The organism is Sphingopyxis sp. GW821-FHT12C06 (assembly GCF_058807415.1).
Map to the genome: position 1 here is coordinate 448763 of NZ_JBXAQR010000004.1, position 26475 is coordinate 475237.

Consider the following 26475-nt stretch of genomic DNA (forward strand, 5'->3'; position numbering starts at 1 on the left):
TCGATGAGTGACGAACAGGACAAGCCGACGCTGACCCGCAAGCCGCTGGGGCTGAAGCGGACGGTCGAATCCGGCCAGGTGCAACAGCAATTCAGCCATGGCCGCCGCAACACGGTGGTGGTCGAGGTGAAGCGTCGCCGTGTGCTCGGCCGTCCCGGCGAAACCGCCGCGCCCGAAATGGAAGAGGTTGAGGTGGCTCCGGCGCCCGCCGCTCCTGCGCCCGCACCGGTCGCTGCCGCTCCCGTAGCTCCGCCGCCGCCGCCGAGGCCGGCTGCAGCGCCGCGCGTCAGCGAAGCGAACAGCCTGATGTCGCGCCAGGAGCGCCAGGTTCAGTTGCTGCGCGAGGCCGAGGAATCGCGCATGAACGCGCTCGAGGAAACGCGCCGCCGCGAAGAAGCTGCGCGCGCCCGTGCCCTTGAGGAAGAAAAGGCACGCGCCGCCGAAAAGACAGCGCCAGCACCTGCCGCTGCGCCGGAGCCGGCTGCGGCTGCGCCCGCCGCCGAACCCGTGGCCGCCGCTGCGCCGGCTCCCGTCGTCAAGGCGGAAACGGCTGCTGCGCCTGCTGCGGCGGCTCCTGCCTCCACTCCCGCACCGCGTGCCACGACCAGCGCCGCGCCTGCGCCGCGCCGCTTCACGCCCGTTGCTGCGCCGCCGCGCCCCGAACCCAAGCGCCCCGAGCCGAAGGCAACCCGTGGTGGCGACAGCCGTCGCCAGTCGGGCAAGCTGACCGTCACGCGCGCGCTTAACGAGGACGAGGGTGCACGTGCACGCAGCCTCGCGGCGTTGAAGCGCGCCCGCGAGAAGGAAAAGCGTTCGCACACCGCTTCGTCGGGCCCGCGCGAGAAGCAGGTCCGCGAAGTCGTCGTGCCTGAAAGCATCACGGTGCAGGATCTCGCCAACCGTATGGCCGAAAAGGTCACCGACCTGACTAAGGCGCTGTTCAAAATGGGCAGCCCGGCCAGTAGCGTCGATACGATCGATCAGGACACCGCCGAACTGCTCGTCACCGAATTCGGTCATGAGATCAAGCGCGTGAGCGAAGGCGACGTCGACATCCGTCACGACGAGGACGTCGACGATGCCGAGCATCTGAAGCCGCGTGCCCCGGTCGTCACGATCATGGGTCACGTCGATCACGGCAAGACATCGCTGCTCGATGCGCTCCGCGGCGCCAATGTCGTTGCGGGTGAGGCCGGTGGCATCACCCAGCATATCGGCGCCTATCAGGTGAAAACCCCCGATGGCAGCATCGTCACCTTCCTCGATACTCCGGGCCACGAAGCCTTTACCGAGATGCGTCAGCGCGGTGCCAATGTCACCGACATCGTCATCCTGGTGGTCGCGGCCGACGACGGGTTGAAGCCGCAGTCGATCGAAGCGATCAAGCATGCGAAAGCGGCTGGCGTGCCGATCATCGTGGCGATCAACAAGGTCGACAAGGAAGGCGCCAATCCGCAGCGCGTCCGCGAACGCCTGCTCGAACATGAACTGGTGGTCGAGGAAATGGGCGGTGACGTCCAGAATGTCGAAGTCTCGGCGCTGAAAAAGACCGGTCTCGACAAGCTGCTCGAAGCGATCGCGATGCAGGCCGAGATCATGGAGCTCAAGGCCAATCCCGACCGCGCCGCCGAAGGCACGGTGATCGAGGCCAAGCTCGACAAGGGCCGCGGCCCCGTCGCGACGATCCTCGTCCGCCGTGGTACGCTCAAGGTCGGCGACATCTTCGTCTGCGGTGCCGAAAGCGGCCGCGTCCGCGCGCTCGTCGATGATCAGGGCAAGCAGATCAAATCGGCCACGCCATCGATGCCGGTCGAAGTGCTCGGTCTGGGCGGCGTTCCGATGGCGGGCGATACGCTCACGGTCGTCGAGAACGAAGCCCGCGCCCGCGAAGTTGCGGCCTATCGTCATGGCGAGGCGCTCAAGAAGCGCACCGTGCAGGCGCCGGTCAGCCTCGAAGGCATGTTCGAGGCGCTCGCCGACAAGGCGAACGTCATCCAGTTCCCGGTGATCATCAAGGGCGATGTGCAGGGGTCGGTCGAAGCGATCGTCAATGCGCTGAACAAGCTGTCGACCGACGAGATCCGCGTCCGCGTGCTCCAGTCGGGCGCCGGTGCGATCACCGAGAGCGATGTGACGCTGGCGGCGGCGACCAATGCGCCGATCATCGGCTTCAACGTCCGTCCGAACCCCAAGGCGCGCGATATCGCGAAGCGTGAAAAAGTGCGCTTCATGTATCATGACGTCATCTATCACCTGACCGATGAAATCCGGAAGGAAATGGCCGGCGAGCTGGGCCCCGAACGGATCGAAACCGTCGTCGGTCGCGCCGAAGTCAAGGATGTCTTCCCCGCCGGCAAGCGCGACAAGGCCGCAGGCCTGCTCGTGCTCGAAGGTGTCATCCGCAAGGGACTCCATGCGCGTCTCACGCGTGCCGATGTCATCGTCTCGGCGACGACCATCGCCTCGCTGCGTCGTTTCAAGGACGATGTCGCCGAAGTGCGCGCCGGTCTCGAATGCGGTGTCGTGCTGTCGGATACCAACGACATCAAGGCGGGCGACAACCTCGAAGTCTTCGAAGTCGAACTGCGCGACCGGACGCTATAAAAGGCGTCCGCTCCGCGCGGGTCAGGAGGCGCCTGCATGGCTCGCTATGTGGCATTGTTCGGCAGCATCAATGTCGGTGGAAACCGGCTGAAGATGGCCGATCTGCGCGCGGCGTTCGAGGCCGAGGATTTCACCTCGGTCGAGACCGTCGTTGCGAGCGGCAACGTCCTGTTCGACCATGACGAACGGCCGACGCGCGGGCTCGAAGAGAAATTGACGCTGATGGTCGACGAGCGTTTCGACATGGCCACCGCCGCCCTGGTGCGCAGCCGTGACGAACTCGCTGCCGCGATTGCCGACAATCCGTTCGCGGGAACGAATGAGGACAAATTCGTCCACACGATGTTTCTCGACGGCCAACCGACGCAGGCGCAATTCGACACGCTGGTTGCCGATCACAAAGGGCGCGGCAATGAAAAGCTGGCGCTGGGCGATCGTGCGCTATTCATCGATTTTGGCGACGGGGTGGCCGACAGCAAGCTGACCGGTGCGTGGATCGAAAAGCGCCTTGGCCACAAAGGCACCGCGCGCAACATGCGCTCGATCGCACGGATCGTCGCAAAACTGGACGAAGAGGCAAAGGACGCCCGATGAAAACCGAAAATGAAAAGGGCCCCACGGTCCGCGCGCTGCGCGTCGGCGAACAGGTGCGTCATATCCTGTCCGAAATCCTCGCGCGCGGCGACGTGCACGACGATCTTCTGGTCAAGCATCCGGTCAGCGTTACCGAAGTGCGTATGTCATCGGATCTGCGCCACGCGACGGTGTTCGTGAAGTCGCTGCTCGGCAAGGAAGAGGAAGCGGTGCTGAAGGCGCTGCGCACCAACACTGCCTGGTTGCAAAAGAGCGTCGCCGAAAAAATGACGATGAAATATGCCGCGAAGCTGAAATTCCTGTCGGACGAAAGCTTTGACGAGGCGAGCCACATCGACAAGCTGCTGCGCGACCCGAAGGTCGCACGTGATTTGGGTGAACGCGACGGCGACGAATAATTGCCCTCGCCCCCGCCTTCGCAGGGGCGGCGCTTATTTCTTGATCCCCGCGGCTTGCTCCAGTTCGACCAGCGCTTCCTCCAGATAATCGATCATCCGCTGCGCATGCGGCACGCTTCGCCTGCAGGCGGTGATGCCGAAATCGATATTCTTGTTGTTCGACACCTGGGTGATGTTCATCGCCATGCCGTCGACCGGGATGCTCGCGGGATACATGCCGTCGAGGCGGGCGCCGTTCCAGTACATTTGCTCGCGCGGTCCCGGCACATTCGAAATCGTCACTGAGTAAGCGGGAAAGCGGTCCGCGGTGCGCGTCAGTGCGGTCAGCATCATCGGGAAGCTGGTGATCGCGGTGTAGAGCTGAATCTGCCCCGCGGTCATCGCGCGCAACTGGGCCTTTGCCGAATTCATCGACGCCTGGATCGTCGCCATACGCTCGGCCGGGTCGTCGATATGGGTCGCAAGATTGGCGGTGACCGATGCAACCGAATTGCCCGAATCGACATCGCCCTTGGGACGGATCGAGACCGGAGCCATGGCCTTGAGCGGCTTGTCGGGCAATTCGTTCAGCGATTGCAGATATTTGCGCATCGCCCCCGCACACATGCCGAGCACCGCATCGTTGATCGTCCCGTCATAGGCCTTGCCCATCGCGCGGACGCGCTCGAGCGACCAGCTTTGCGCGACGAAGCGGCGCGCGCCGGTGATGTTGCGGTTGAAACTGGTGCGCGGTACGCCGCTGAAGGGTGTGGTCAGCCCGTCGCCACCGATGCCGAACATCGCCGCGACATACTGGTTCAGTGCCTTGGTCACCCCGACGCTGTTTCCCCATTGCTCCTTCAGGAAATCGCCGATCGCCTTGATGTCGGTCAGGCTGGGGCGCGGCGGCTTTTTCGCCATGGGGAATTGACGCTTATAGGCTTCATACGCCTCGACCGAGAGCGGCGAACAGGTGCGCCGTTCCTTTGGGTCGGGGGACAGCATCGAATTATAGAAATGGATGCTTGCCGCGCCGTCCATCAGGGCGTGGTGCACTTTTTTGAAAGTCGCGATCTGCCGATTGGGCAAGCCCGAGATCAACGTGATTTCCCACAAGGGCCGGGTGCGGTCGAGCAGGCCCGAATGGAGGCGCGAGGCGAGCTCGAACATCTCGCGATAGCGCCCGGGCTTGGGCAGCGCCGCGGCCCGGACGTGGTAATGCATGTCGATGTCGCGGTCGGGTTCTAGGCGGATCGGGCCATATTGGCCGAATGGGGTCAGTTTCAGCACCTCGCTGAACGGGCGCCTGAGGCCTTCCGATTGCCGCAGCAGCGCGAGCTGTTCGTTGAGCCAATCGGTCTCATCGACATCGTCGGGCAGGGTGTAGAGGTTGATGCCGCCGATATGCATCGGCATTTCGCGGCTCTCCCCCACGAGGAACATCGCGTCGCTCACCGGCATCAAGCGCATATGGCAGCTCTCCCCACTATTTGTGCTGCTTCTGTTGGGGGCAGCATGACAGGGGCAGAGAACGAGTCAAGCCGGCTCCCCTCTCTTCGTCACCCCGGATCAAGTCCGGGGTGACGAGATTGTCTGGACAGGTTATCGCCGTCCCCATGGCCAAGCTCTATTTCTACTACGCCAGCATGAATGCGGGCAAATCGACGACGCTGTTGCAGGCGGATTTCAACTATCGCGAGCGCGGCATGGAAACGATGCTGTGGACCGCCGCGCTCGACGACCGTTATGGTGCGGGACAGGTGACGAGCCGCATCGGGCTGATCGCCGAGGCGCATAAATTCGATCCCGACAGCGATCTGTGGGCCGCTGTGAATGCCGAACATGCCGAACGCCCGCTCGCCTGCGTGCTGGTCGACGAAGCGCAATTCCTGACGCGCGAGCAAGTGCTCGGCCTTGCGCGGCTCGCCGACGAGGCGGGCATCCCTGTGCTCTGCTATGGCCTGCGTACCGATTTTTCGGCCGAGCTTTTTCCGGGATCGGCGGCGCTGCTCGGCATCGCCGACGCGCTTGTCGAGCTGAAGGCGGTATGCGAATGCGGGCGCAAGGCGACGATGAATCTCCGCGTCGATGAACGGGGGCGCGCGGTGGTCGCGGGTGCGCAGACCGAGATTGGTGGCAATGACCGCTATGTCGCAATGTGCCGCCGCCACTTCATGCAAAAACGGCGCGAGGCCGCCGGGGGACTGCTCGATGCTTGACCGTCTTTATGCCGAACTCGCCGACGGCGATTTGAAACTCGTCAAGCTGACCGAGGCGCACCGCGCGCCGCTCGGCGCCGTTTGCGCTGCCGATGCTGACGTCTGGGCGATCTATTCGTCGAGTTTCGACCCCGATCATTTCGACGCGAGCTTCGATGTGCTGACCGGAAAGGGCGGCCGAATGCCCTATGCGATCATGGACGGTGATACGCTCGTCGGCATGACCGCCTGGCTGCGTCCCGACGCGTCGGCGCAGACAGTCGAGATCGGCAACAGCTTCATCCACCCCGATCATCGCGGCACCGGCTTCAACGGACGTGTGAAGCGCCTGATGATCGACCATGCGTTCGATGTCGGCATCCGCCGCATCGAATTCCGCATCGATGAGCGCAACAAGCGGAGTCAGGCGGCGGTCGCGAAGCTTGGCTGTACGAAGGAGGGCGTGCTGCGTTCGGAGCGCATCACCTGGACCGGCTATACCCGCGACACCGGGCTCTGGTCGCTGCTCGTCGGTGAATGGATTGCGGCGTAGATGAACGGCGCCTAACAAGGGGGTCAGAGCCGGTTAAGCCCTGCGTTGCTAAGGATAGTGGCATGAAAAAGACACTTTCCATCCTGCTTGCGGCCGCGCTGCTTCCCCTCGGCGCCGCCGCCACCGCATCCGCTCCCCAGGACACCAAGGCTGAGCGTGCGCTCGGCGTCGAATCGAGCATCGTCTTTCCGAGCGACAGCTCGATCCGCAACTGGCGCGCCGACCGCGACCGCGGCATCTGGATCCAGGATCGCCGCGGCGACTGGTATTATGGCACCTTCGCCGGCTTCTGCCGCGATCTCGATTTTGCGCAGGTGATCGGGGTCGATACCCGCGGCATCTCGCGGCTCGACCGCTTTGCGTCGATCGTCGTGCGTGGTGAGCGCTGTCAGCTAAGCTCCTTCGTCACCTCGGCCCCGCCGCCGTCCAAGAAAGACAAGGCGGCAGCGCGCAAGGCCGCCGAAGCCGCCAAGGCGCCCACGCAAAATTGACAAGTCGCGTCGATGCGGAGCGTCTGTTCCCGCATTTTGCGAACCGTCCGGTTTCACCCGGACTGAAAATGCTCTAGCGGCGCGGCATGAACGGCTGGATCATTCTCGATAAACCCCTGGGGCTCGGCTCGACGCAAGCGGTCGGCGCGGTCAAGCGCGTGTGCCGCGAGGCGGGGCTGGGCAAGGTTAAGGTTGGCCATGGTGGCACGCTCGATCCGCTCGCGTCCGGCGTGCTGCCGATCGCGCTCGGAGAGGCGACCAAGCTCTGCGGGCGGATGCTCGACGCAAGCAAGACCTATGATTTTACCATTCAGTTCGGCGTGCAGACCGACGGACTCGATGCCGAGGGCGAGGTCGTCGCGACGAGCGATGTGCGGCCGACGCTGGCCGAAGTCGCGGCGGTGCTGCCGCGCTTCACCGGACCGATCGAACAGGTACCGCCCGCTTTTTCGGCGATCAAGATCGACGGCCAGCGCGCCTATGACCTGGCGCGCAAGGGCGAGGTGGTCGAGATGAAGCCGCGGGCGGTGACGATCCACTCTCTTTGTCATGCCGGACTTGATCCGGCATCCATATCGGCGCCGGAAGAATGGACCCCGGATCAAGTTCGGGGTGACGAAGCAGGGGAGGGGCCGCTCGAATCCATCACCCTCACCGCCCATGTCTCCAAAGGTACCTATATCCGCAGCCTCGCGCGCGACATCGCCCATGCGGTCGGCAGCGTCGGCCATGTGACGATGCTGCGCCGCACCAAAGCGGGCCCGTTCGCGCTTGAACAGGCGATTTCGCTGGACAAATTGAACGCTTTCGGCCAAGGCGCCGCCCAATCAGAAATCATTCTGCCGCTTGAGGCAGGGCTGGTCGACATCCCGGCTCTGAACCTTTCCCCGGAAGCGGCAGGGGCGATCCGTCAGGGTCGCGTCTGGACCGGGGGTAGCACGGATGACGGGCTCTATTGGGGACGGGACAGCGATATGCGTCCCATCGCCCTGATCGAGGCTTTGGCGGGAACGCTGAAGGTCGTGCGCGGCTTCAATCTTTAGATCAGGATGTTCGAAGGAAAAAATATATGTCGATTACTGCCGAGCGCAAAACCGAAGTCATCAACGACAATGCCCGCGCAAAGGGCGATACCGGTTCGCCGGAAGTCCAGGTTGCAATCCTGACCGATCGTATCAACACCCTGACCGATCATTTCAAGGCACACCACAAGGACAACCACAGCCGCCGCGGCCTCCTGATGATGGTCAACAAGCGTCGCAGCTTGCTCGACTATCTCAAGAAGAAGGACGAGGGCCGTTATCAGGCTCTCATCGCGAAGCTGGGTCTTCGTAAGTAAGAAATTTTCGGCGGCCCCGGATTTCCGGGGCCGCTGTCATATTGGCGTCCGCAAATGGCGGCGCCAAACGGGCTCTCCCGCATTCGGCGGGACCGCCATTGGGGCAGACAGACGCCCCGCACCGCCCCGGGTCGGATTACCCGGAACTAGAGGCCCCGCCCGGCATAGGGCCCGGCGGGCGAAGGAAATCTCATGTTTGACGTGAAAAAAGTATCGATCGAGTGGGGCGGTGAAACGCTGACCCTCGAAACGGGCAAGGTTGCCCGTCAGGCCGACGGCGCCGTGATGGCGACGCTGGGCGAAACGGTTGTCCTGTGCGCCGTCACCGCCGCCAAGAAGGTCAAGGAGGGGCAGGACTTCTTCCCGCTCACCGTCCATTATCAGGAAAAATATTCGGCCGCCGGACGCATTCCGGGCGGCTTCTTCAAGCGTGAACGCGGCGCGACCGAAAAGGAAACGCTGGTTTCCCGCCTGATCGATCGCCCGATCCGCCCGCTGTTCCCCGAAGGTTTCTACAACGAAATCAACGCCATTGCCCAGGTTCTGAGCTATGACGGCCATAACGAGCCCGACATTCTGGCGCTCGTCGCCGCGTCGGCCGCGATGACGATTTCGGGCGTTCCCTTCATGGGCCCGATCGGCGCGGCACGCGTCGGCTATATCGACGGCGAATATATCCTCAACCCGACCGATGCGCAGGTTGCCGAAGGCGATCTCGACCTCGTTGTTGCTGCTACATACGACGCGGTGATGATGGTCGAATCCGAAGCCAATGAGCTGTCGGAAGAGGTCATGCTCGGCGCCGTCCTGTTCGCGCATGACGCGTGTAAGGAAGTCGTCAAGGCGATCGTGAAGCTTGCTGAGCAGGCTGCGAAGGAGCCTTGGGCGATGGCCGAACAGGCCGATCTGACCGCCGCCAAGGACAAGCTGAAGAAGCTGATCGGCAAGGATATTGCCGCCGCTTACAAGCTGACCGACAAGTCGGCGCGTTCGAACGCGCTCAACGAAGCGCGCGCGAAGGCCAAGGACGCTTTCGCCGACGCCGCTCCGCAGGATCAGCTGGCCGCGTCCAAGCTGATGAAGAAGCTCGAAGCCGAAATCGTTCGCGGCGCCATCCTCAAGGACGGCAAGCGCATCGACGGTCGCACCACCACGCAGATTCGCCAGATTGTTGCCGAAACGCACTTCCTGCCGCGTTCGCATGGTTCGGCGCTGTTCACGCGCGGCGAGACCCAGACCATCGCAACCTGCACCTTGGGTACCAAGGACAGCGAGCAGATGATCGATGGTCTGAACGGCCTGTCGTACCAGAACTTCATGCTGCACTATAACTTCCCGCCCTATTCGGTCGGTGAAGTCGGCCGCTTTGGCGCGCCAGGCCGCCGCGAAGTCGGTCATGGCAAGCTGGCATGGCGTGCGCTGCACCCCGTGCTGCCGACCAAGGACGAGTTCCCCTACACGATCCGCATCACCAGCGACATCACCGAGTCGAACGGCTCGTCGTCGATGGCGTCGGTTTGTGGCGGTTCGCTTGCCATGATGGACGCCGGCGTTCCGTTGAAGCGTCCGGTTTCGGGTATCGCGATGGGCCTGATCCTCGAAGGCAAGGATTATGCGATCCTGTCGGACATCCTGGGTGACGAAGATCACCTCGGTGACATGGATTTCAAGGTGGCTGGTACGTCCGAAGGCATCACCACGATGCAGATGGACATCAAGATCGCGGGCATCACGCGCGAGATCTTCGAAGCCGCTCTGACCCAGGCCAAGGAAGGCCGCGCGCACATCCTCGGCGAAATGGCGAAGGCGCTGGGCGAAGCCCGCACCGAGCTGTCGGACTATGCCCCGCGTATCGAAACGATGCAGATCGACAAGTCGAAGATCCGCGACATCATCGGCACCGGCGGCAAGGTGATCCGCGAGATCGTCGCGACCACTGGCGCCAAGGTCGACATCGACGACGAAGGCCTGATCAAGATCTCGTCGAGCGATCCGGCCCAGATCGAAGCCGCGCGCGCGTGGATTTCGGGCATCGTCGAGGAAGCCGAAGTCGGCAAGATCTATGACGGCAAGGTCGTCAACCTCGTCGATTTCGGTGCGTTCGTGAATTTCATGGGCGGCAAGGACGGTCTCGTCCACGTCAGCGAAATCGCCAACGAGCGCGTCGAAAAGGTCGCCGACGTCCTGAGCGAAGGCCAGGAAGTCAAGGTCAAGGTCCTCGAGATCGACCAGCGCGGCAAGGTTCGCCTGTCGATGCGCGTCGTCAATCAGGAAACCGGCGAAGAGCTGGAAGACACGCGCCCGCCGCGTGAAGCCCGCGAACCGCGCGGCGATCGTGGCCCCCGCCGTGAAGGCGGCGACCGTGGCGATCGCGGCCCGCGTGGCGGCGGTGGCGGTCGTGACCGTGGCCCGCGCCGTGACGGCGGTGCCGACCGCGGTCCGCGTCGCGAGCGCAACGAGGGTCCGGAAGATCAGGGCCATGTGCCTGATTTCCTGAAGGACTAAGTCTTCCGACATCGGATAAAAGAAAGGGGCCGCGAAAGCGGCCCCTTTTTTATGCTCTGCGGGAAGGGCGGCAAAGGCGCCGCAGGACGGGACCGGCCAAGCCGGTCCCGTCCGCTATGCTAGTCGAACAGCTCTTCCAGAAAGGATTTCCGGCGCTTGGGATATCCCTTGTGATGTCCCTGGTGTCCATGACCCCAGGGTGGGGGCGGTGCGGCTTGCGGATAGGGCTGCTGCGGCGGGGGCGGGGCGGATGGTGCTGGCGCCGGTTCGGCGGCCACGCTGCGCTCGATGATCTTGTCGAGTTCGCCGCGATCGAGCCACACGCCGCGGCATTGCGGGCAATAGTCGATCTCGACGCCTTGCCGGTCGCTCATCGACAGCGGCACTTTGCAGACGGGGCAGGGCATGCCCACAGCGGGACCGGTCATCGCGCGGCCCTCCCGCTGGCCGGCCCAAACCGATTGCCGGGTTTCTGCCCATAGGCAGAGGCGAAAAATAAATGCGACATCACATAGACTCCGGGTTGTGATCCAACCGAGGTACCGATGTGGCTTGGGAAGCATATAGGTCGAGCCAACATCGAGTATCCTCGATGCGGTCCGACATCACGATCGATGCGATCGTCAGAGGGGCCCGGCCCGCAATCCTGACATAGGCTTTGCGCGTACAAATTCAATGGCCGGATTACGTTGCAGCGCTCTGCTGTACGCATGGCGACCGGGATCGCCGTGACCGGAAGCTACAGGGTGGGAAGCAGTCACTATCCTTGAACCCGCGTCACCCCGGACTTGATCAGGAGTCCAGAAGGCGAGGACTGCCATAGATTCCGGATCAAGTCCGGGGTGACGACATATGGATGTCGCCTGCCGGTCGTTTCCTGACACAAGGAAGGGACCGCTCTCGCGGCCCCTCCGCAATCCGATACCGGCACGCTCAGTCGAACAGCCGCTCGGCATAGACGCTGCGTAACTGCGCAAAATTGTCCCAGTGCGGCATTGGCGTCGTGCCGCGCAGCCTGGCTTCCAGCACATCGACATGGGCATGCCAGCCCGCGCTGACATTGAGAAGTACGCCGTGGTCCTCGACGCGCCGGTGGATGATCGTCAGCAAAACCTCATCGCCCTTTTCTGCGAGTGTGAAGGTGACGCCGCCGGTGCTGCCCCAGCTGATCGACAGCAGGCGCGGGGCGTCGATTGCGGTGATCTCGCTCGTCATGCGATGCTCATCGCCAAAGCCTTCGGGGCGCGCGCCCGGAGGGTCGGTCAGTTCGTCGTTGCGCCATACGAAGTCGACCGGCGCGCCGACCTTTTCTTCCATCGCGCCTGCGGCGAGCCACTGGCGGCGCAGCTCGCCGTCGGTGAGATAGGACCAGATGCGGGCGATCGGGCCGGGAAGCAGGCGCTCGATCGTCAGCGTCGCGGGTTCGGTCAACAGGCCGTAATTGTCGTGGGCCAGGGACGTGCTCATCGTCATTCTCCTTTTTTCGGGGGAAGGGGCGTCTTCGGGGTATGGGTGGCGGCATCCTCGGCGCGGAGCAGCTGTTCGAGGGTGTCGAGGCGGTTGGTCCAGAAGCGGCGATACATGCCGAGCCACTGGTCGGCGCTCGCCAGCGGCACCGGCTCGAGGCTGCAATGATGCGTTCGCCCGCGCACGTCGCGGCGGATCAGCCCGGCGCTTTCCAGCACCCTGATATGTTTCGACGCCGCCGCGAGCGACATGGCGAAGGGCTCGGCCAGCTCGCCGACCGTGCGTTCGCCGGCGGCGAGTTCGCCCAGCATCGCACGCCGCGTCGCGTCGCCGAGCGCGTGAAAGATTGTATCGAGTGTTTGCGAATCATGTTCAACCATGTGGTTAAATATGAGCTGTCTCAGGCTAATGTCAACCACTTGGTTGAATGATGTGTGCGGACTCGCCACCGTCCGTCTTTTTCGTTTATGCTCGGGCCATGCTGACCATCTTCTTGCCCGCGCTCGCCCTGACCGCCGCCGTAGCGGCACAACCGGCCCCTGCCCCGCCGCCGCGGATGCACCCGATGCCGACCTTTGCGCCGCCGCCACCCCCGCCGCCCTTGCCTGTGCCGCCCAAACCCGAAGTGCCCGGCGTGCCCGACACGCGGCCCTATGTCGCGCTCACCACCGACCTCGGCACGATGATTGTGCGGCTCGAGGACAAGCGCGCGCCGGTCACCGCGAAAAATTTCCTGCGCTATGTCGATGCAAAACGACTGGACGGGTTTCAATTTTATCGCTCGACGCGCAGCTGGGGGCCGGCGAGCCAGCTGATCCAGGCGGGCAATCGCGGGGATCCGCGACTCAACTATCCCCCGATCGCGCACGAGCCGACCAACGTCACAGGCCTCACCAACTGCAAGGGTGCGCTGTCGATGGCGCGGCTGGCGCCCGGCGACGCGACGAGCGATTTCTTTTTGTTGCTTAGCGAAATCAAGAGTTTCGATGCCGATCCCAAGCTCGGCGGCGACAATGCGGGCTTTGCGGTGTTCGGCGAGATCGTCGCGGGCGGCGAGGTGGCGGAGAAAATTTATGCCGCCCCGGTGTCCGAAACGCTGGGCGAAGGCGTGATGAAGGGCCAGATGCTCGCACCGATGGTGACGATCAAATCGGCGCGTCGCGTTCCGGCTCCGGCCGACGCGCCGAAGGGCTGCGTCGTCATGACGCCGTGATTATCCGGCGGAGCGGCGCCCGAGCTCAGAAAAGCGCGATCATTTATTTTGCGTTCATCCGCGCTGTGTCTATACCGCCCGCATGACTCAGCGCTCCTCCTCGCGTGCCATGACGCGCCTGCTCGCCGCCACTCTTGTGATTACGCCGCTTTTGGCGGCCTGCGGCGGTGGTGCCGGGGTCAAAAAAGACACGCGTTATGTCGCGCGCGACGTCAACACGCTGTACCGCGCGGCGCAGGATCGGCTCGATCAGGGCAATTACCGGATCGCCGCGGCGCTGTTCGACGAGGTAGAGCGCCAGCATCCCTATTCGCCCTGGGCGCGCCGCGCGCAGCTGATGAGCAGCTTTTCCTATTATATGGACCGCGAATATACCCCGGCGATCGAATCGGCGCAGCGTTTCCTCGCGATTCACCCGGGCAACAAGGACGCGCCCTACGCCTATTATCTGATCGGGCTCAGTTACTATGAGCAGATCAGCGACGTTACCCGCGACCAGAAAATCACCCAGCAGGCGTCGAACGCACTCGGTGAAGTGATCCGCCGCTATCCCGACAGCCGCTATGCCGCCGATGCGCGGTTGAAGGTCGACCTGGTTCAGGATCACCTCGCGGGCAAGGAGATGGAGATCGGCCGTTTCTATCAGCGCAGCTCGAACTGGCTCGCCGCGTCGATCCGTTTCCGCGAAGTGACGCAGAAATTCCAGACCACCAGCCACACTCCCGAGGCGCTCTATCGCCTGACCGAATGCTATCTCGCGCTCGGCATTCCCGAAGAGGCGAAAAAATCGGCCGCGGTGCTGGGCGCCAACTATCCGGGCACCAAATGGTACGACCGCGCCTACAAGCTGATGCAGAAGCACGCGCCGACCGCCTGATCTTGCAGGGCGTGGATTCGCGCTTTGTTCTAATGTAAGGGGCGAATTGTGCTGACCGCCCTGTCCATCGCCAATATCGTTCTGATCGAACGGCTCGACCTCGATTTCGAGGCCGGGCTGGGTGTGCTCACCGGCGAGACTGGCGCGGGCAAGTCGATCCTGCTCGATGCGCTCGGGCTTGCGCTCGGAATGCGCGCCGACAATGCGCTGGTGCGACAGGGGTGCGACAAGGCGCAGGTGACTGCAAGCTTTGCGCCGCCCGCCGCCGGAACCTCGCTCGCGGTGCTGCTCGCCGACAATGATGTCGCACAGGAGCCGGGCGAGCCACTGCTGATCCGCCGCACGCTGAAAGCCGATGGCGGCAGCCGCGCCTTCCTCAACGATCAACCCTGTTCGGCGGCGCTGCTCCGCGAAGTCGGCAGCTATCTCGTCGAAATCCACGGCCAGCACGACGACCGCGGCCTGCTCGCGCCCGCCGGACACCGCGCGCTGCTCGACACTTATGCCCGCGCCGACACCGCCGGGGTTTCCACCGCCCATGCCGCGTGGCGCGGTGCCGAGGAGCGGCTGGCGGCGGCGCGCAGCGCATTGGCCGAGGCCGAGCGCGACCGCGAATGGCTGATGCATTGCGTTGCCGAGCTTCAGACGTTGAACCCGCAGCCCGGCGAAGAGGAAGAACTCGCCGAAGAGCGCGCTTCGATGCAAAAGGGCGAGAAGATTGCCGGCGACCTCGGTGCGATCATGACGGCGTTCGAGGGCAGCGACAGTGGTCCCGCCCAGTTGCGCGGCGCGGCGCGGCGGCTCGACCGGCTGGCAGGCGACCACCCGTTGCTCGCCGAAGCGCTCGCCGGGCTCGACCGCGCGATCATCGAGGCTGACGAGGCCGAGGCGAGGCTCCACGAGGCCGCGCGCGCGATGGAATATGACCCCGAGCGGCTCGAAGCGACCGAGACCCGATTGTTCGAACTCCGCGCGATGGCGCGCAAGCACAATGTCCAGCCTGACGCGCTCGCCGAATTGACGGGCGAACTCGCGGCACGACTCGACGCGATCGAGGGCGGCAGCGCGGGGCTCGCGAAGCTTGAGCTTGCCGTAGCCGAAACAGCGGCGGCTTACACCCACGCTGCGACCGCGCTCTCCGACCTCCGCGCCAAGGCCGCGGTGCGCCTCGACGCCGCAGTCGCGGGCGAACTGGTGCCGCTGAAGCTCGACGCCGCGCGCTTTCAGACGCTTGTCGAGCGGCTGCCCGCCGAACGCTGGGGTGCTGACGGCATGGATCGCATTGAGTTCCTGATTTCGACAAACCCCGGCGCGCCCTTCGCGCCGCTCGCCAAAATTGCGTCGGGCGGCGAATTGTCGCGCTTCATTCTCGCGCTGAAAGTCGCCCTCGCCGAAGAGGGCGGGGCCGACACGATCATCTTCGACGAAATCGATCGCGGCGTCGGCGGCGCAGTGGCGTCGGCGATCGGCGACCGGCTCGCGCGCCTCGCGGGCGCGGGCAAGCAATTGCTCGCGGTCACCCACAGCCCGCAGGTCGCCGCCAAGGGCGCCGCGCATTTCGTCATCGCCAAGTCGAGCGAGGGCATCGTCACCCGCACCAGCGTCCACGAACTCAGCGATGCCGGCCGCCGCGAGGAAATCGCGCGCATGCTGTCGGGCGCCGAAGTCACCGACGAAGCGCGCGCGCAGGCGGAGCGCTTGCTGGAGGTCGCGGCGTGAGCGATGCGCACCCCCTCGACCGCCCGATCTGGAACATGCTCACTGGTCGGCAAGCACATATTGCCGAGGGTGACGCGCGCGCGGTGCGGATCGATCGCGATTACGGGCCGTTTGGCGCAGCCACAGACCGGAGCGCCGAGGCGCAGTCGGCACTTGCAGCGCTCATCCCCGATGACGGCGAATTGTGGATCGTCGAGGGCGAGCCCTGGCCGGTTCCTCCCGGCGCGCGCGAAATAAAGCGTGCAGTGCTCGCGCAGATGGTCGCCGAGGGCCCGCCGCCCGAGCCGCGTCCGGGTGACCCCGGGATCATCGCGCTCACCGACGCCGATGCCGCCGAAATGGCCGCGCTCGCCGAACATGCCAAACCCGGCCCATGGGGGCCAAAGACGCATCTTTACGGCCCCTTCTTCGGGATTCGCGAGAATGGCCGCCTGCTCGCAATGGCGGGGCAGCGCATGTTGATGCCGGGGATGGCCGAGGTCAGCGGCGTCTCGACCTGGGCTGATTGTCGCGGCCGCGGGTTCGCCCGTGCGCTGATCGGCCATGGCATGCGCGCAATGGCCCTGCGCGGCGAACAGCCCTTCCTGCACAGCTACGCCGACAATGCGGGCGCAATCGCGCTCTATGAAGCGTTGGGTTTCCGCATCCGCCGCGAGATGCATGTGCTGGTGCTGGCGCGATGATGGGCCGGCGCCAGCATCTGGCGGCGCTGACCGCGATGGCGGCGATGTTTCTCCCTATGGGCAAGCTAAAGGCGCTGGAGGCGCAGATGGAAGAAATGACACCCGAATATGGCCTGATCGGACAGATGATCGCCCGGCCGGGCCAGCGCGCTGCGCTCGCGGCGATTCTGTCCGAAGGCACCGGCGAAATGCCGGGCAACCTCTCCTATCTGGTCGGCGAAGATAGCGCGAACCCCGACGCACTGTGGATCGTCGAAATCTGGACCGATAAGGCGGCTCACACCGCATCGCTCAAGCTCCCCGTGGTTCAGGCCGCGATCGCCAAAGGCCGTCCGCTGATCGCAGGCTTCGGCATGCGGGCGGAATTCAAGCCGGTGGCTGCGCAGAATTGATATGATGGACGTGACGATGATTTCCGAAGCCGAAGCCGCCAACGAACTGATGCGGCTGGCGAAACAGATTGCGCATCACAACAAGCGCTATCATGCCGACGACGCGCCCGAGATTTCGGACGCCGACTATGATGCGCTCGTGCGTCGCAACAATGAACTCGAGGCCGCTTTCCCGCATCTCGTTCGCGCCGACAGCCCGAACAATCTGGTCGGCGCGGCGGTCGAGGCGTCGCCCTTGTCGAAAATCACCCACGCCCAGCGGATGATGAGCCTCGACAATGCGTTCAACGGCGAAGACGTCGCCGAGTTCGCGGCGCGGGTGCGGCGCTTCCTGAACCTCGCCGAGGATGCCGCTGTTGCGCTGACCGCCGAGGACAAGATCGATGGGCTGTCCTGTTCGCTGCGCTATGAAAAGGGTGTTCTCGTTCAGGCGGCGACGCGCGGCGACGGCAGTGTCGGTGAGGATGTGACGCCGAATGTGCGGACGATCGGCGATATTCCGCAACAATTGAACGGAACTATCCCCGACATCTTCGAAATCCGCGGCGAAATCTACATGGCGAAGGACGACTTCGCTGCGCTCAATGCGCGCCTGCTTGCCGAGTCCGACGATCCCGAAAAGGCCCGCCAGTTCGCCAATCCGCGCAACGCCGCCGCCGGATCGCTGCGCCAGAAGGACGCCAGCGTCACCGCTGCGCGTCCACTGCGCTTCCTCGCGCATGGCTGGGGCGAAGTCAGCGCCGTTCCCGTCGCGACGCAATATGAGATGATGCGGCTGATCGAAAGCTGGGGCGTCCCCGTGTCGCCGCTGCTCGGGCGCTTCGAAAATGTCGAGGCCGTGCTTGCCCATTATGCCGACATTGAGCGTCAGCGCGCCGAGCTGCCCTATGATATCGACGGCGTCGTCTACAAGGTCGACCGGCTCGACTGGCAGCAAAGGCTGGGCTTCGTTGCCAAGGCGCCGCGCTGGGCGATCGCGCATAAATTCCCCGCTGAGCGCGCGCAGACGACGCTCGAAGCCATCGACATTCAGGTCGGACGCACCGGCAAGCTCACCCCCGTCGGGCGGCTGGTCCCCGTCACCGTCGGCGGCGTCGTCGTGTCGAACGTCACCTTGCACAATCGCGACGAGATCGGCCGCCTTGGCGTCCGCCCCGGAGACCGCGTCGTCGTCCAGCGCGCGGGCGACGTCATCCCGCAGGTCGTCGAAAACCTGACCCGTGACGAGGATCGCGCACCTTACATCTTCCCCGATCATTGCCCGGTATGCGGCAGCGAAGCGGTCGCCGAAGAGGGCGAAGTCGACGTGCGCTGCACCGGCGGGCTCATCTGCGGCGCGCAGAAGTTCGAGCGGCTCCGCCATTTTGTCAGCCGCGGCGCGCTCGATATCGAGGGACTGGGCGAAAAGAGCATCGCCGAATTTATCGAGGCGGGCTGGTTGAATGGCCCCGCCGACATCTACCGCCTGAAGAACCACCGCGCCGAACTGCTGACGCGCGAGGGGTGGAAGGAAAAGTCGGTCGACAATCTCTTCGCTGCCGTCGAAGCGAAACGGTCGCCCGATGCCGCGCGGCTGCTGTTCGGGCTCGGCATCCGCCACATCGGCGCGGTGACCGCGCGCGACCTGCTCAAGGGGCTCGGCGATATCGCGCGACTTCCGGGCAAGGCGGCGGAGATGCAGGCGTGGCTCGACGCGAATCCGCAGGGCGAGGGCGAGTCCGACGGCAAATATATGACGCGCAAGATGGAAGCGATTAAAGCGATCCTCGAAGTCCGCGCCGATGGCATCGGCCCTGCGGTCGCAGAGGCGCTCGGCGATTTTTTCCACGAGCCGCACAACCGCGCGCTGTGGGACGATCTTCTTTCCGAAGTCTCGCCGCCGCAATATGTCGTCGAAACCCGCGCCAGCGAAGTGTCGGGAATGACCGTGGTGTTCACCGGAAAGCTCGAGACGATGAGCCGCGATGAGGCGAAAGCACAGGCTGAAGCGCTCGGCGCCAAGGCGGCCGGGAGCGTCAGCGCAAAGACCGACCTGCTGGTCGCGGGGCCGGGAGCGGGATCGAAACTCAAGCAGGCCAGCGCGCTCGGCATCCGCGTGATAGACGAGGCTGAATGGGCGGAAATCGTCGCCGCTGCGGGATAGTAAGGATGATGCGCGTCATCACAGACGTCGGGGTAAGATGATCTATTACCCTCGTCACCCCGGACTTGATCCGGGGTCCATGACGCCGGGGCAGCAGTGGATGCCGGATCAAGTCCGGCATGACGATCGAGAGGATGGGGAACCACATGGCCAAACGTGACTATCTGGACGCACTCATGCGCGACCTCGAATCGCATACCGAGGTGCGGCGCTTCGGTAGCGGCTGGCTCTCGGGCTTTTTCGGCCTGCTTTTCGCGGTCGCCGGTTTCTTCATGGTCATCGCACTGCGCTTTCCCGACTGGTTCGCGACCCCCGAACTCGCGATCGTCAAAAATTGGGGCGGGTTCCGCGGCGCCGTTCACCTGATCCTGCTGGCCAGCTACGCGCTCGCATTGCTCAGTCTGTTGCTTCGCCCGCGCAAGGCCTTGGGCGCGACCGCGCTGATGATCGGGCTCGCCGCGACTTTGATCGGCGGCGCCAATGTCCAGCCCGACGAGACCCAAAGCTGGGGCATTTTCTTCGGGCTCGATTTCTTCGTCGTCAATCTGCTCGTCACCGGATTCATGTTCGCGCCGCTCGAACGCGCCTTTCCGCATCGCCGCAAACAGCGCCTGTTCCGCACCGAATGGCGCGAGGATCTTTTCTATTATCTGGTCAGCACGATGTTCGTGCAGGTGCTTGGTTTCCTCGCGCTCGCGCCGTCGACGATCATCAACGACAGCACGAACAGCTGGGATGCGTTCCGCGCCGGGGTCGCCAGCCTCCCGTGGCTCGTCCAGTTCGCGATCGTCCTCGTCGCGTCGGACATGGCGCAATACTGGTTCCATCGCACCTTCCACCGCTATCCCTTCCTCTGGGGTTTCCACGCGGTGCACCACAGCGCCAAGTCGATGGACTGGCTCGCGGGGTCGCGGATGCATTTCGTCGAGATCATCCTGCTGCGCTCGATCACCTCGCTGCCGCTCTTCACCCTCGGCTTCGCGCCTTCGGTGATGCAGGCCTATATCGGCTTCGTCTATGTCTGGTCGTCGCTGCTTCACGCCAATGTCGGCGGCAATTTCAACCGGCTCGGCCACTGGATCGCGACCCCGCGTTTTCACCATTGGCACCACGGGCTGGAACGCGAGGCGTTCGACGTCAATTTCGCGATCCACTTCCCGTGGATCGACAAGATGTTCGGCACCTTCCACTTGCCGAAGGATCGCTGGCCCGAAAATTACGGCATCCCCGAAGATGTGCCGCGTAACTATTGGGGCCAGTTCCTCTATCCGTGGACGCGCACCGGCAAGAAGAACGACGAAACCCCGGCCGAATAGCCGCTTGTCAGTCGGTGACGACGGGCATAAGGCCCAGCCCGTGAGCCTGCTCGCCGCCTTCCGCCGCCCCGGCATCCTGCTTTTGCTGCCGCTGCTGCTTGCGCTCGCCGCACGCGTGCTCGTCGCGCCGGGCTGGATGATCGAGAGCGACGCGAGCGGTTCGATCACCGTCCGCGTCTGTTCGGACCCGGCCAACCCCGGCGGCACGATCACCATCCCGATCGAAAAGGTCGGTGACCATGATATCGCCGCGAGCGACCAGCATTGCCCATGGGGCGCTCTCGCCGCTGCGCCGATCGTCCCCGCAACGCCGGTGCTGCCCGCCGCGCCGCTGGCTGCCGAGCCGACCCCTGCACCGGTTCCGACGCTTGGCTATGCGCCGGGCATCGCCTCGCCGTTGCCGCCGAGTACCGGACCACCCGCCTTCGCCTGATCCAGCCTGACCGGCCGCTCGCGCACCCGCGCGGTGCGGCCCAATTCTGTATCTTCCGAAGGAATATTCATGACATTGCACGCCTATCGCGCGGCGCCCTTGCTGGCGCTCGCCCTCTCGTTCGTCCCGGCTTCGTCTCACGCCGGGGAAGCCGACTCGACGATCATCGTCACCGCTCCCGAAATTACCGACGCCGCCGAAGTGCGCGTCGCCCGGACGCCCGGCGGCGCCGATATCGTCAGCCATCAGGATTATGCCGACAAGTCGATCGTCAGCCTCCGCGATACGCTCGCCTTCTCGCCTGGCGTCTATCTTCAGCCGCGCTACGGGCAGGAGGTGCGCATCGCAATCCGCGGATCGGGCCTCTCGCGGGGTTTCCATATGCGCGGGCTGACGCTGCTTCAGGACGGTGTGCCGATCAACCTTGCCGACGACAATGGCGATTTCCAGGAACTCGAGCCGATCTTCTTTGACCATCTCGAAGTCTATCGCGGCGCCAATGCGCTGCGTTTCGGGTCGGGAACGCTCGGCGGCGCGGTCAATGGCGTCACCCCGACCGGGCGCACCGCCGGGGGCGTCTATCTGCGCGGCGATGTCGGCAGCTTCAACGGTGTCCGCGGCCTCGTTTCGGCGGGCGTCGCGGGCGAGCGCGTCGATGCGTGGGGCGCGCTGAGCGCTGACACGTCAGACGGCGACCGCGATCATGCCAAACGCCGCAGCTTCCGCTTCCACGGCAATGTCGGGATGCGGCTTGGCGATACGATATCGAACCGCCTCTATGTCAGCTTCAACACCATCGACCAGCAAATCCCGGGTGCGCTGACGAAGGCCGATGCGCTGACAACCCCGCGCATGGCGAATGCGGGCGCCGTTGCGGGCAACCAGGCGCGCGACGTCGATTCGCTGCGCATCCAGAACCGCACGAGCTTCGACTGGGGAGCGGTGAAGCTTGACGTCGGCGGCTTCGTCAATGCCAAGTCGCTCTATCATCCGATCTTCGAGGTGATCGATCAGGAAAGCCTCGATCGCGGTGGCTATTTTCGCCTCGACTATGCCGGTGACCGGGTCGAGGCTACGCTGGGCGGCGAGCTGCGCATCGGTGACATCCGCTCGAAGCGTTTCGTCAATCTCGCGGGCACGCGCGGCGCGCTCCGCTTCAACGCCGATCAGGATGCGCGCACCGCGACGCTCTATGGCGAGCTGCGCGTCCGTCCGATCGAAACCCTCACGCTCGTCGCAGGTGGCATCTACGCCGACGGCATGCGCAGGCAGCTCATCAACTTCAACGCCGCCGCTCCCGTGCAGGCGGGCACGGTCGGCCGCGCCAGTTTCAACGCCTTCTCGCCCAAGATCGGGCTGTTGTTCGAACCTGCAACCGACGTTCAAGTCTACGCCAACTACAGCCGCTCGGTCGAATTCCCCGGCTTCAACGAACTCGCCCAAATCGCGAGTTTCGTCGCGCTCGACCCACAGCGCGCATGGACGGCGGAGATCGGGACGCGCGGGACGAAAGGCCCGGTCAACTGGGACCTGACCTTCTACCGCTCCGACATCAAGGGCGAGATGCTGCAATATGCTCTTGGGCCCGACATTCCGGCATCGACCTTCAACGCCTACCGCACGCGGCACGAGGGCGTCGAGGCGGCGCTGGAGCTGGAAGCAACCGGCTGGCTCCGGCTGCGGCAGGTATACACCTACAGCAACTTCCGCTTCCGCGGCGACGCCAGCTATGGCGACAACCGCCTGCCGGTCGTGCCGAAGCATGTGTACCGCGCCGAACTCCGCATTGGCACCGACGCGCTGCACATCGCCCCGAACCTTGAGTGGGTGCCAAGCGGCCCGTTCGCCGACTATAGCAACCGGGTGACCACTCCCGGCTATGCGCTGATCGGTGTGACCGGTGGTGCGCGGATTGCCGAAGGTTTTGATGCCTTCGTCGATGTCCGCAACATCACCGGCAAGAAGGCGATCGGCGATATCAGCGCCGCGATCACGGTGACCGGCACCTCGGCGATCTATTACCCCGTCGAACGCCGCGCCGTGTCGGCCGGCATTCGCGCGCGCTTCTGATCGGAGGGGACAGGGGATGGCCGACATCAACCGGATTCCGCTCTATCGGACGATCTGGCGCTGGCATTTCTATGCCGGTCTGTTCGTCATCCCCTTCATCCTGCTCCTGTCGGTCACCGGTGCGGCGTATCTTTTCAAGCCGCAGATCGACCGGTGGGAAGAGCGCGCATGGCGCGGGCTGCCGACGAGTCAGGCGGTCGACGCCGACGCGCAGGTGAAGGCCGCGCTCGCCGCTTTCCCGGGCGCGGGCTTTCACTATTACCGCATCCCGGAGGCAGCGGGCGATGCCGCCATCGTCCATATCGGCCTGCCGGGCGGCGCGATGCGCGATGTCGCCGTCTCGCCGCAGGGCAAGGTGATCGGCAGCGCCAATCCCGACGATTGCATTTCGGCGTGGCTGGCCAGAATTCATGGCAGCCTGCTGATCGGCAGGCCCGGAGGCATCATCGTCGAGCTGGCGGCGAGCTGGGCGATCGTGATGGTCCTGACCGGGCTGTATCTTTGGTGGCCGCGCGGGCGCGGGGCGGCGGGGGTGGTTTGGCCGCGGTTGTCGCGCGGCGGGCGCACCGCGCTGCGCGACCTGCATGCGGTCATCGGCTTTTGGGTATCGGGCCTCGCACTCGTGCTGCTGCTGACGGCGTTGCCGTGGACCGACGTCTGGGCGAGCGGCTTTCGCGCGGTGCGTGCGGAAATGGGCTGGGTCGCGGGGACACAGGACTGGAAGGGTGGAGCGAGCGACCACCATGCCGCGCACGATCATCGGGCGATGGCCAAGGCGATGCCGGGCCCCGCCGCCACCGCGTCCGAACCGCGCGTTGCGCTCGACCGGATCGTGCTGCGCGCGCGGAACGAAAAACTGCCTGCGCCGGTAATCATCCAGCCGCCGGGCGCGCCGAACATGTTCGGTCCGCCCAATGGCAAGAACTGGACGCTGACCACCCAGACGCAGAATCGGCCGTTGGTCCGCAAGGTCAGCTATGATGTCGTGACCGGGATCGAGGTGTCGCGCAGCGGCTTTGCCGACAAGCATGTCATCGACCGGATCGTCGGCATCGGCATCGCGTGGCACGAAGGCGCGCTGTTCGGGATCGTCAGCCAGTTGATCGGCGCGCTCACTGCGCTGATGCTGATGACGCTGGCGGTGTCGGGTTTCCTGATGTGGCGCCGCCGCAAGCCCGAGGATGCGCTCGGCGCCCCGCCCAGCGCGCGCGATCCGGCGAAGAAGAAGGGCGTCGCTGCGATCGTCCTGCTGCTCGCGGCGGTGCTGCCGTTGCTCGCGGCGTCGCTGATTTTGCTCTGGATCGTCGACCGGCTGGTCGTACCGCGCCTCCCGCGCGCGGCGCGCTGGCTGGGGGTGGCGGCGAAGGCCTAGGCGCGCAGCGGTGTCCATTCTATAGCTCGGCAATGATCCGCTTCATTCTCGCCCTGTTCGCCCTCCTCCTCACCCCCGCTGCGATGGCGGCCGAGCGCGGGCCGCTGGTGATGGCGGCGGCGAGCCTGCAGGAATCGCTCACCGAAGCCGCCGAGGCCTGGACTGCAAAGGGGCATCCGAAACCGGTCATTTCTTTCGCTGCCTCGTCGGCGCTCGCGCGGCAGTTGCTTGCGGGTGCTCCCGCCGACCTGTTCCTGTCGGCCGACGAACCCTGGATGGATGCGGTCGCCAAGGCGGGGCTGCTGCGCGCGAAAAGCCGTGCGACCTTGCTCGGCAATCGGCTGGTGCTGATCGCGCCGACCGGCAGCACGGTGAAACTGACCCCCGCGCGCGGCTTTCCGCTGGCGCGGGCGCTCGGTGGCGGACGGCTCGCACTGGCCGATCCCGACGCGGTGCCTGCGGGTAAATATGCGAAGGCGGCGTTGACCGCGCTCGGCGTGTGGACCAGTGTCGCGGTGAAGGTCGCCCCGGCGGAGAATGTCCGGGCGGCGATGGCGCTGGTCGAACGCGGCGCTGCGCCGCTCGGCATCGTCTATGCGACCGACGCGCGCGCGTCGCGCAGTGTTCGCGTTGTCGGAACCTTTCCCGAGTCGAGCCACCCGCCGATCCGCTATCCGGTCGCGCTGCTCAAGGCGTCGCAGCACAAGGATGCTGGGGGTTTCCGCGCCTTCCTGCTGTCGAAGCAGGGGCGCGCGATCTTCGCTCGCCACGGCTTTTCGGCCCCTTGATGCTCTCAGCCGAGGAATGGGGGATCGTCGGGCTGTCGCTGAAGGTCGGCGGCGTCGCGGTGCTCGCCACCTTGCCGATCGCCTTCGCGCTCGCATGGCTGCTTGCGCGCAAACGTTTTCCGGGCCGCGTGCTCCTCGACGGGCTCGTTCATCTGCCGCTCGTCGTGCCGCCCGTCGTCACCGGCTGGCTGCTGCTCATCGCCTTTGGCCCGTTCGGCCCCGTCGGGCGCTGGCTCGAAAGTGCGTTCGGGGTCAGCCTGATGTTCCGCTGGACCGGCGCCGCGCTCGCGGCAGCGATCATGGCACTGCCGCTGATGGTGCGCGCGATGCGGCTGTCGATCGAGGCGATTGACCGGCGGCTCGAGGGTGCTGCACGCACCCTTGGCGCTAGTCCGTGGCACAGCTTCCGGACGATCAGCCTGCCGCTCGCGCTCCCCGGCATCCTCGCCGCATTGGTGCTCGGCTTCGCGCGCTCGATCGGCGAGTTTGGCGCGACGATCACCTTCGTCTCGAACATTCCGGGCGAAACGCGCACCCTGCCGCTCGCCATTTACTCGGCGCTGCAGGTGCCGGGCGGTGAGGCGATGGTGACGCGGCTCGCGCTGCTGTCGGTTGCGCTGTCGCTCGCCGCGCTCGTCGCGTCGGAGTGGCTGGTGCGGCGCGGCCATCGGGGACAGGATCGCCATGTCCTTTGATATCGACGTCGAGCGCCGGCTGGGCGACCGAAGCATCGGTGTGCGCTTCACCGCCGGGGCAGGGCTGACCGCGCTGTTCGGCCCATCGGGTGCCGGCAAGACGAGCATTCTGGGCATGGTCGCCGGACTGCTCAAGCCTGATCGTGGCCATATCCGCATCGGCGACCGCACCCTGTTCGGCGACGGTGTCGACCTGCCGCCGGAGGCGCGGCGGATCGGCTATGTCTTTCAGGACGGACGGCTCTTCCCGCATCGCCGCGTCCGTGCGAATCTGCTCTACGGCCACAATCTCGCCGATCCCGCGGATCGCTGGATGGGCTTGGACGAGGCGGTCGATTTCCTCGGCATCGGCCATTTGCTCGACCGTTGGCCGCGCAGCCTGTCGGGGGGCGAGGCGCAGCGCGTCGCGATCGGTCGGGCCTTGTTGCGAGCGCCGCAATGTCTGTTGATGGACGAGCCGCTGTCGTCGCTCGACGCCGCGCGGCGCGAGGATATCATGACGGTGATCGAGCGGATCCGCGACACGCTGAAACTGCCGATTCTCTATGTCAGCCACGACCGCGCCGAGGTTGGCCGGCTGGCAACACAGGTCATTGCGCTCGATGGGTAAAGTTTCACTTGAGACCATTTTATGCTAGGTTCGCGC

At 64.9% G+C, this 26475-nt stretch carries 26 protein-coding genes; 22 read left to right on the forward strand and 4 right to left on the reverse strand.

The annotated features are described in order from the left end of the window. Nucleotides 1-3 precede the first annotated feature (3 nt). From infB to rbfA, 3 genes are read left to right on the forward strand one after another with little or no spacing between them, the layout of a single operon-like run. On the forward strand, nucleotides 4-2604 hold the full coding sequence (infB, locus tag AC1RRJ_RS14405; RefSeq protein ID WP_493123824.1) for a translation initiation factor IF-2: 2601 nt from the start codon (nucleotides 4-6) through the stop codon (nucleotides 2602-2604). 36 nt (nucleotides 2605-2640) lie between these two features. Continuing rightward, the gene (locus AC1RRJ_RS14410; RefSeq protein ID WP_493123826.1) at nucleotides 2641-3198 is read left to right on the forward strand and encodes a DUF1697 domain-containing protein; all 558 of its coding nucleotides are present in this window, start codon (nucleotides 2641-2643) and stop codon (nucleotides 3196-3198) included. Beyond that, nucleotides 3195-3596 carry a 30S ribosome-binding factor RbfA gene (gene rbfA, locus AC1RRJ_RS14415; RefSeq protein WP_493123828.1) on the forward strand — a complete coding sequence of 134 codons (402 nt, stop codon included), beginning with the start codon at nucleotides 3195-3197 and terminating at the stop codon, nucleotides 3594-3596. The genes AC1RRJ_RS14410 and rbfA overlap by 4 nt, the downstream gene beginning before the upstream one ends. 33 nt (nucleotides 3597-3629) lie before the next feature. Here the strand turns inward: rbfA and AC1RRJ_RS14420 are convergent, their stop codons facing one another. Then, a complete protein-coding gene (locus AC1RRJ_RS14420) occupies nucleotides 3630-5045 on the reverse strand; it encodes a WS/DGAT/MGAT family O-acyltransferase (protein ID WP_493123830.1) in 1416 nt (471 codons plus the stop codon). 146 nt (nucleotides 5046-5191) lie between these two features. On the opposite strand from AC1RRJ_RS14420, the gene AC1RRJ_RS14425 reads away from it, so the two are divergent. The 6 genes from AC1RRJ_RS14425 (at nucleotide 5192) to pnp (ending at nucleotide 10661) form a co-directional block, all read left to right on the forward strand. Continuing rightward, the gene (locus AC1RRJ_RS14425; protein WP_493123832.1) at nucleotides 5192-5794 is read left to right on the forward strand and encodes a thymidine kinase; all 603 of its coding nucleotides are present in this window, start codon (nucleotides 5192-5194) and stop codon (nucleotides 5792-5794) included. Next, nucleotides 5787-6326 carry a GNAT family N-acetyltransferase gene (locus AC1RRJ_RS14430; protein WP_493123834.1) on the forward strand — a complete coding sequence of 180 codons (540 nt, stop codon included), beginning with the start codon at nucleotides 5787-5789 and terminating at the stop codon, nucleotides 6324-6326. The genes AC1RRJ_RS14425 and AC1RRJ_RS14430 overlap by 8 nt, the downstream gene beginning before the upstream one ends. Nucleotides 6327-6388: 62 nt before the next feature. Next, nucleotides 6389-6817, forward strand: coding sequence for a DUF6491 family protein (locus tag AC1RRJ_RS14435; protein WP_493123836.1), 429 nt, complete (start codon nucleotides 6389-6391; stop codon nucleotides 6815-6817). An 86-nt stretch (nucleotides 6818-6903) separates the two neighbouring features. Next, nucleotides 6904-7860 (forward strand): tRNA pseudouridine(55) synthase TruB, encoded by a 957-nt coding sequence (gene truB, locus AC1RRJ_RS14440; RefSeq protein ID WP_493123838.1) that lies wholly within the window; start codon nucleotides 6904-6906, stop codon nucleotides 7858-7860. Between the two features lie 26 nt (nucleotides 7861-7886). Continuing rightward, the gene (gene rpsO, locus AC1RRJ_RS14445; protein ID WP_088472857.1) at nucleotides 7887-8156 is read left to right on the forward strand and encodes a 30S ribosomal protein S15; all 270 of its coding nucleotides are present in this window, start codon (nucleotides 7887-7889) and stop codon (nucleotides 8154-8156) included. Between the two features lie 192 nt (nucleotides 8157-8348). Then, entirely contained in the window at nucleotides 8349-10661 is a 2313-nt protein-coding gene (gene pnp / locus AC1RRJ_RS14450; protein ID WP_493123841.1) for a polyribonucleotide nucleotidyltransferase, read from the forward strand. 119 nt (nucleotides 10662-10780) lie between these two features. Here pnp and AC1RRJ_RS14455 read toward each other — a convergent pair whose 3' ends face one another. The 3 genes from AC1RRJ_RS14455 to AC1RRJ_RS14465 form a co-directional block, all read right to left on the reverse strand. Then, on the reverse strand, nucleotides 10781-11089 hold the full coding sequence (locus AC1RRJ_RS14455; protein ID WP_493123843.1) for a TFIIB-type zinc ribbon-containing protein: 309 nt from the start codon (nucleotides 11087-11089) through the stop codon (nucleotides 10781-10783). A gap of 505 nt (nucleotides 11090-11594) precedes the next feature. After that, nucleotides 11595-12128, reverse strand: a complete 534-nt coding sequence (locus AC1RRJ_RS14460; RefSeq protein ID WP_493123845.1) for an SRPBCC family protein — start codon at nucleotides 12126-12128, stop codon at nucleotides 11595-11597. A gap of 2 nt (nucleotides 12129-12130) precedes the next feature. Beyond that, nucleotides 12131-12508 carry an ArsR/SmtB family transcription factor gene (locus tag AC1RRJ_RS14465; protein ID WP_493123847.1) on the reverse strand — a complete coding sequence of 126 codons (378 nt, stop codon included), beginning with the start codon at nucleotides 12506-12508 and terminating at the stop codon, nucleotides 12131-12133. A 98-nt stretch (nucleotides 12509-12606) separates the two neighbouring features. On the opposite strand from AC1RRJ_RS14465, the gene AC1RRJ_RS14470 reads away from it, so the two are divergent. The 13 genes from AC1RRJ_RS14470 (at nucleotide 12607) to AC1RRJ_RS14530 (ending at nucleotide 26439) form a co-directional block, all read left to right on the forward strand. After that, nucleotides 12607-13341 (forward strand): peptidylprolyl isomerase, encoded by a 735-nt coding sequence (locus AC1RRJ_RS14470; RefSeq protein WP_493123849.1) that lies wholly within the window; start codon nucleotides 12607-12609, stop codon nucleotides 13339-13341. An 82-nt stretch (nucleotides 13342-13423) separates the two neighbouring features. Continuing rightward, on the forward strand, nucleotides 13424-14218 hold the full coding sequence (locus AC1RRJ_RS14475) for an outer membrane protein assembly factor BamD (RefSeq protein WP_493123851.1): 795 nt from the start codon (nucleotides 13424-13426) through the stop codon (nucleotides 14216-14218). A gap of 48 nt (nucleotides 14219-14266) precedes the next feature. Beyond that, a complete protein-coding gene (recN, locus tag AC1RRJ_RS14480; protein ID WP_493123853.1) occupies nucleotides 14267-15937 on the forward strand; it encodes a DNA repair protein RecN in 1671 nt (556 codons plus the stop codon). Next, on the forward strand, nucleotides 15934-16620 hold the full coding sequence (locus tag AC1RRJ_RS14485) for a GNAT family N-acetyltransferase (RefSeq protein WP_493123855.1): 687 nt from the start codon (nucleotides 15934-15936) through the stop codon (nucleotides 16618-16620). The genes recN and AC1RRJ_RS14485 overlap by 4 nt, the downstream gene beginning before the upstream one ends. After that, a complete protein-coding gene (locus tag AC1RRJ_RS14490) occupies nucleotides 16617-17012 on the forward strand; it encodes a putative quinol monooxygenase (protein ID WP_493123857.1) in 396 nt (131 codons plus the stop codon). Before AC1RRJ_RS14485 ends, AC1RRJ_RS14490 begins: the two co-directional genes overlap by 4 nt. Before the next feature lies 1 nt (nucleotide 17013). Then, nucleotides 17014-19155 carry an NAD-dependent DNA ligase LigA gene (ligA, locus tag AC1RRJ_RS14495; RefSeq protein ID WP_493123859.1) on the forward strand — a complete coding sequence of 714 codons (2142 nt, stop codon included), beginning with the start codon at nucleotides 17014-17016 and terminating at the stop codon, nucleotides 19153-19155. Between the two features lie 146 nt (nucleotides 19156-19301). Then, the gene (locus tag AC1RRJ_RS14500; protein WP_493123861.1) at nucleotides 19302-20471 is read left to right on the forward strand and encodes a sterol desaturase family protein; all 1170 of its coding nucleotides are present in this window, start codon (nucleotides 19302-19304) and stop codon (nucleotides 20469-20471) included. A gap of 40 nt (nucleotides 20472-20511) precedes the next feature. After that, complete coding sequence (locus AC1RRJ_RS14505) at nucleotides 20512-20904, forward strand: hypothetical protein (RefSeq protein ID WP_493123863.1); 393 nt, start codon at nucleotides 20512-20514, stop codon at nucleotides 20902-20904. A 69-nt stretch (nucleotides 20905-20973) separates the two neighbouring features. Continuing rightward, entirely contained in the window at nucleotides 20974-22974 is a 2001-nt protein-coding gene (locus tag AC1RRJ_RS14510; protein ID WP_493123865.1) for a TonB-dependent receptor family protein, read from the forward strand. Nucleotides 22975-22990: 16 nt separating this feature from the next. After that, entirely contained in the window at nucleotides 22991-24346 is a 1356-nt protein-coding gene (locus AC1RRJ_RS14515) for a PepSY-associated TM helix domain-containing protein (protein ID WP_493123867.1), read from the forward strand. Nucleotides 24347-24378: 32 nt separating this feature from the next. Then, nucleotides 24379-25134, forward strand: coding sequence for a molybdate ABC transporter substrate-binding protein (gene modA, locus AC1RRJ_RS14520; protein ID WP_493123869.1), 756 nt, complete (start codon nucleotides 24379-24381; stop codon nucleotides 25132-25134). Beyond that, on the forward strand, nucleotides 25134-25829 hold the full coding sequence (modB, locus tag AC1RRJ_RS14525) for a molybdate ABC transporter permease subunit (RefSeq protein ID WP_493123871.1): 696 nt from the start codon (nucleotides 25134-25136) through the stop codon (nucleotides 25827-25829). Before modA ends, modB begins: the two co-directional genes overlap by 1 nt. Continuing rightward, the gene (locus AC1RRJ_RS14530) at nucleotides 25819-26439 is read left to right on the forward strand and encodes a molybdenum ABC transporter ATP-binding protein (protein ID WP_493123873.1); all 621 of its coding nucleotides are present in this window, start codon (nucleotides 25819-25821) and stop codon (nucleotides 26437-26439) included. The genes modB and AC1RRJ_RS14530 overlap by 11 nt, the downstream gene beginning before the upstream one ends. The last annotated feature ends 36 nt before the right edge of the window (nucleotides 26440-26475 follow it).

What these genes read in the sequence shown, in the direction of transcription:
- AC1RRJ_RS14500 (WP_493123861.1), top strand. Translation starts at nt 19,302, where the DNA reads ATGGCCAAACGTGACTATCTGGACGCACTCATGCGCGACCTCGAATCG.
- truB (WP_493123838.1), top strand. Translation starts at nt 6,904, where the DNA reads ATGAACGGCTGGATCATTCTCGATAAACCCCTGGGGCTCGGCTCGACG.
- infB (WP_493123824.1), top strand. Translation starts at nt 4, where the DNA reads ATGAGTGACGAACAGGACAAGCCGACGCTGACCCGCAAGCCGCTGGGG.
- AC1RRJ_RS14420 (WP_493123830.1), bottom strand. Translation starts at nt 5,045, where the DNA reads ATGCGCTTGATGCCGGTGAGCGACGCGATGTTCCTCGTGGGGGAGAGC.
- AC1RRJ_RS14530 (WP_493123873.1), top strand. Translation starts at nt 25,819, where the DNA reads ATGTCCTTTGATATCGACGTCGAGCGCCGGCTGGGCGACCGAAGCATC.
- ligA (WP_493123859.1), top strand. Translation starts at nt 17,014, where the DNA reads ATGATGGACGTGACGATGATTTCCGAAGCCGAAGCCGCCAACGAACTG.
- AC1RRJ_RS14490 (WP_493123857.1), top strand. Translation starts at nt 16,617, where the DNA reads ATGATGGGCCGGCGCCAGCATCTGGCGGCGCTGACCGCGATGGCGGCG.
- AC1RRJ_RS14435 (WP_493123836.1), top strand. Translation starts at nt 6,389, where the DNA reads ATGAAAAAGACACTTTCCATCCTGCTTGCGGCCGCGCTGCTTCCCCTC.
- AC1RRJ_RS14410 (WP_493123826.1), top strand. Translation starts at nt 2,641, where the DNA reads ATGGCTCGCTATGTGGCATTGTTCGGCAGCATCAATGTCGGTGGAAAC.
- rbfA (WP_493123828.1), top strand. Translation starts at nt 3,195, where the DNA reads ATGAAAACCGAAAATGAAAAGGGCCCCACGGTCCGCGCGCTGCGCGTC.
- AC1RRJ_RS14460 (WP_493123845.1), bottom strand. Translation starts at nt 12,128, where the DNA reads ATGAGCACGTCCCTGGCCCACGACAATTACGGCCTGTTGACCGAACCC.
- AC1RRJ_RS14430 (WP_493123834.1), top strand. Translation starts at nt 5,787, where the DNA reads ATGCTTGACCGTCTTTATGCCGAACTCGCCGACGGCGATTTGAAACTC.
- AC1RRJ_RS14470 (WP_493123849.1), top strand. Translation starts at nt 12,607, where the DNA reads ATGCTGACCATCTTCTTGCCCGCGCTCGCCCTGACCGCCGCCGTAGCG.
- modA (WP_493123869.1), top strand. Translation starts at nt 24,379, where the DNA reads ATGATCCGCTTCATTCTCGCCCTGTTCGCCCTCCTCCTCACCCCCGCT.
- AC1RRJ_RS14425 (WP_493123832.1), top strand. Translation starts at nt 5,192, where the DNA reads ATGGCCAAGCTCTATTTCTACTACGCCAGCATGAATGCGGGCAAATCG.
- AC1RRJ_RS14510 (WP_493123865.1), top strand. Translation starts at nt 20,974, where the DNA reads ATGACATTGCACGCCTATCGCGCGGCGCCCTTGCTGGCGCTCGCCCTC.
- rpsO (WP_088472857.1), top strand. Translation starts at nt 7,887, where the DNA reads ATGTCGATTACTGCCGAGCGCAAAACCGAAGTCATCAACGACAATGCC.
- AC1RRJ_RS14455 (WP_493123843.1), bottom strand. Translation starts at nt 11,089, where the DNA reads ATGACCGGTCCCGCTGTGGGCATGCCCTGCCCCGTCTGCAAAGTGCCG.
- modB (WP_493123871.1), top strand. Translation starts at nt 25,134, where the DNA reads ATGCTCTCAGCCGAGGAATGGGGGATCGTCGGGCTGTCGCTGAAGGTC.
- AC1RRJ_RS14475 (WP_493123851.1), top strand. Translation starts at nt 13,424, where the DNA reads ATGACTCAGCGCTCCTCCTCGCGTGCCATGACGCGCCTGCTCGCCGCC.
- AC1RRJ_RS14515 (WP_493123867.1), top strand. Translation starts at nt 22,991, where the DNA reads ATGGCCGACATCAACCGGATTCCGCTCTATCGGACGATCTGGCGCTGG.
- AC1RRJ_RS14465 (WP_493123847.1), bottom strand. Translation starts at nt 12,508, where the DNA reads ATGGTTGAACATGATTCGCAAACACTCGATACAATCTTTCACGCGCTC.
- pnp (WP_493123841.1), top strand. Translation starts at nt 8,349, where the DNA reads ATGTTTGACGTGAAAAAAGTATCGATCGAGTGGGGCGGTGAAACGCTG.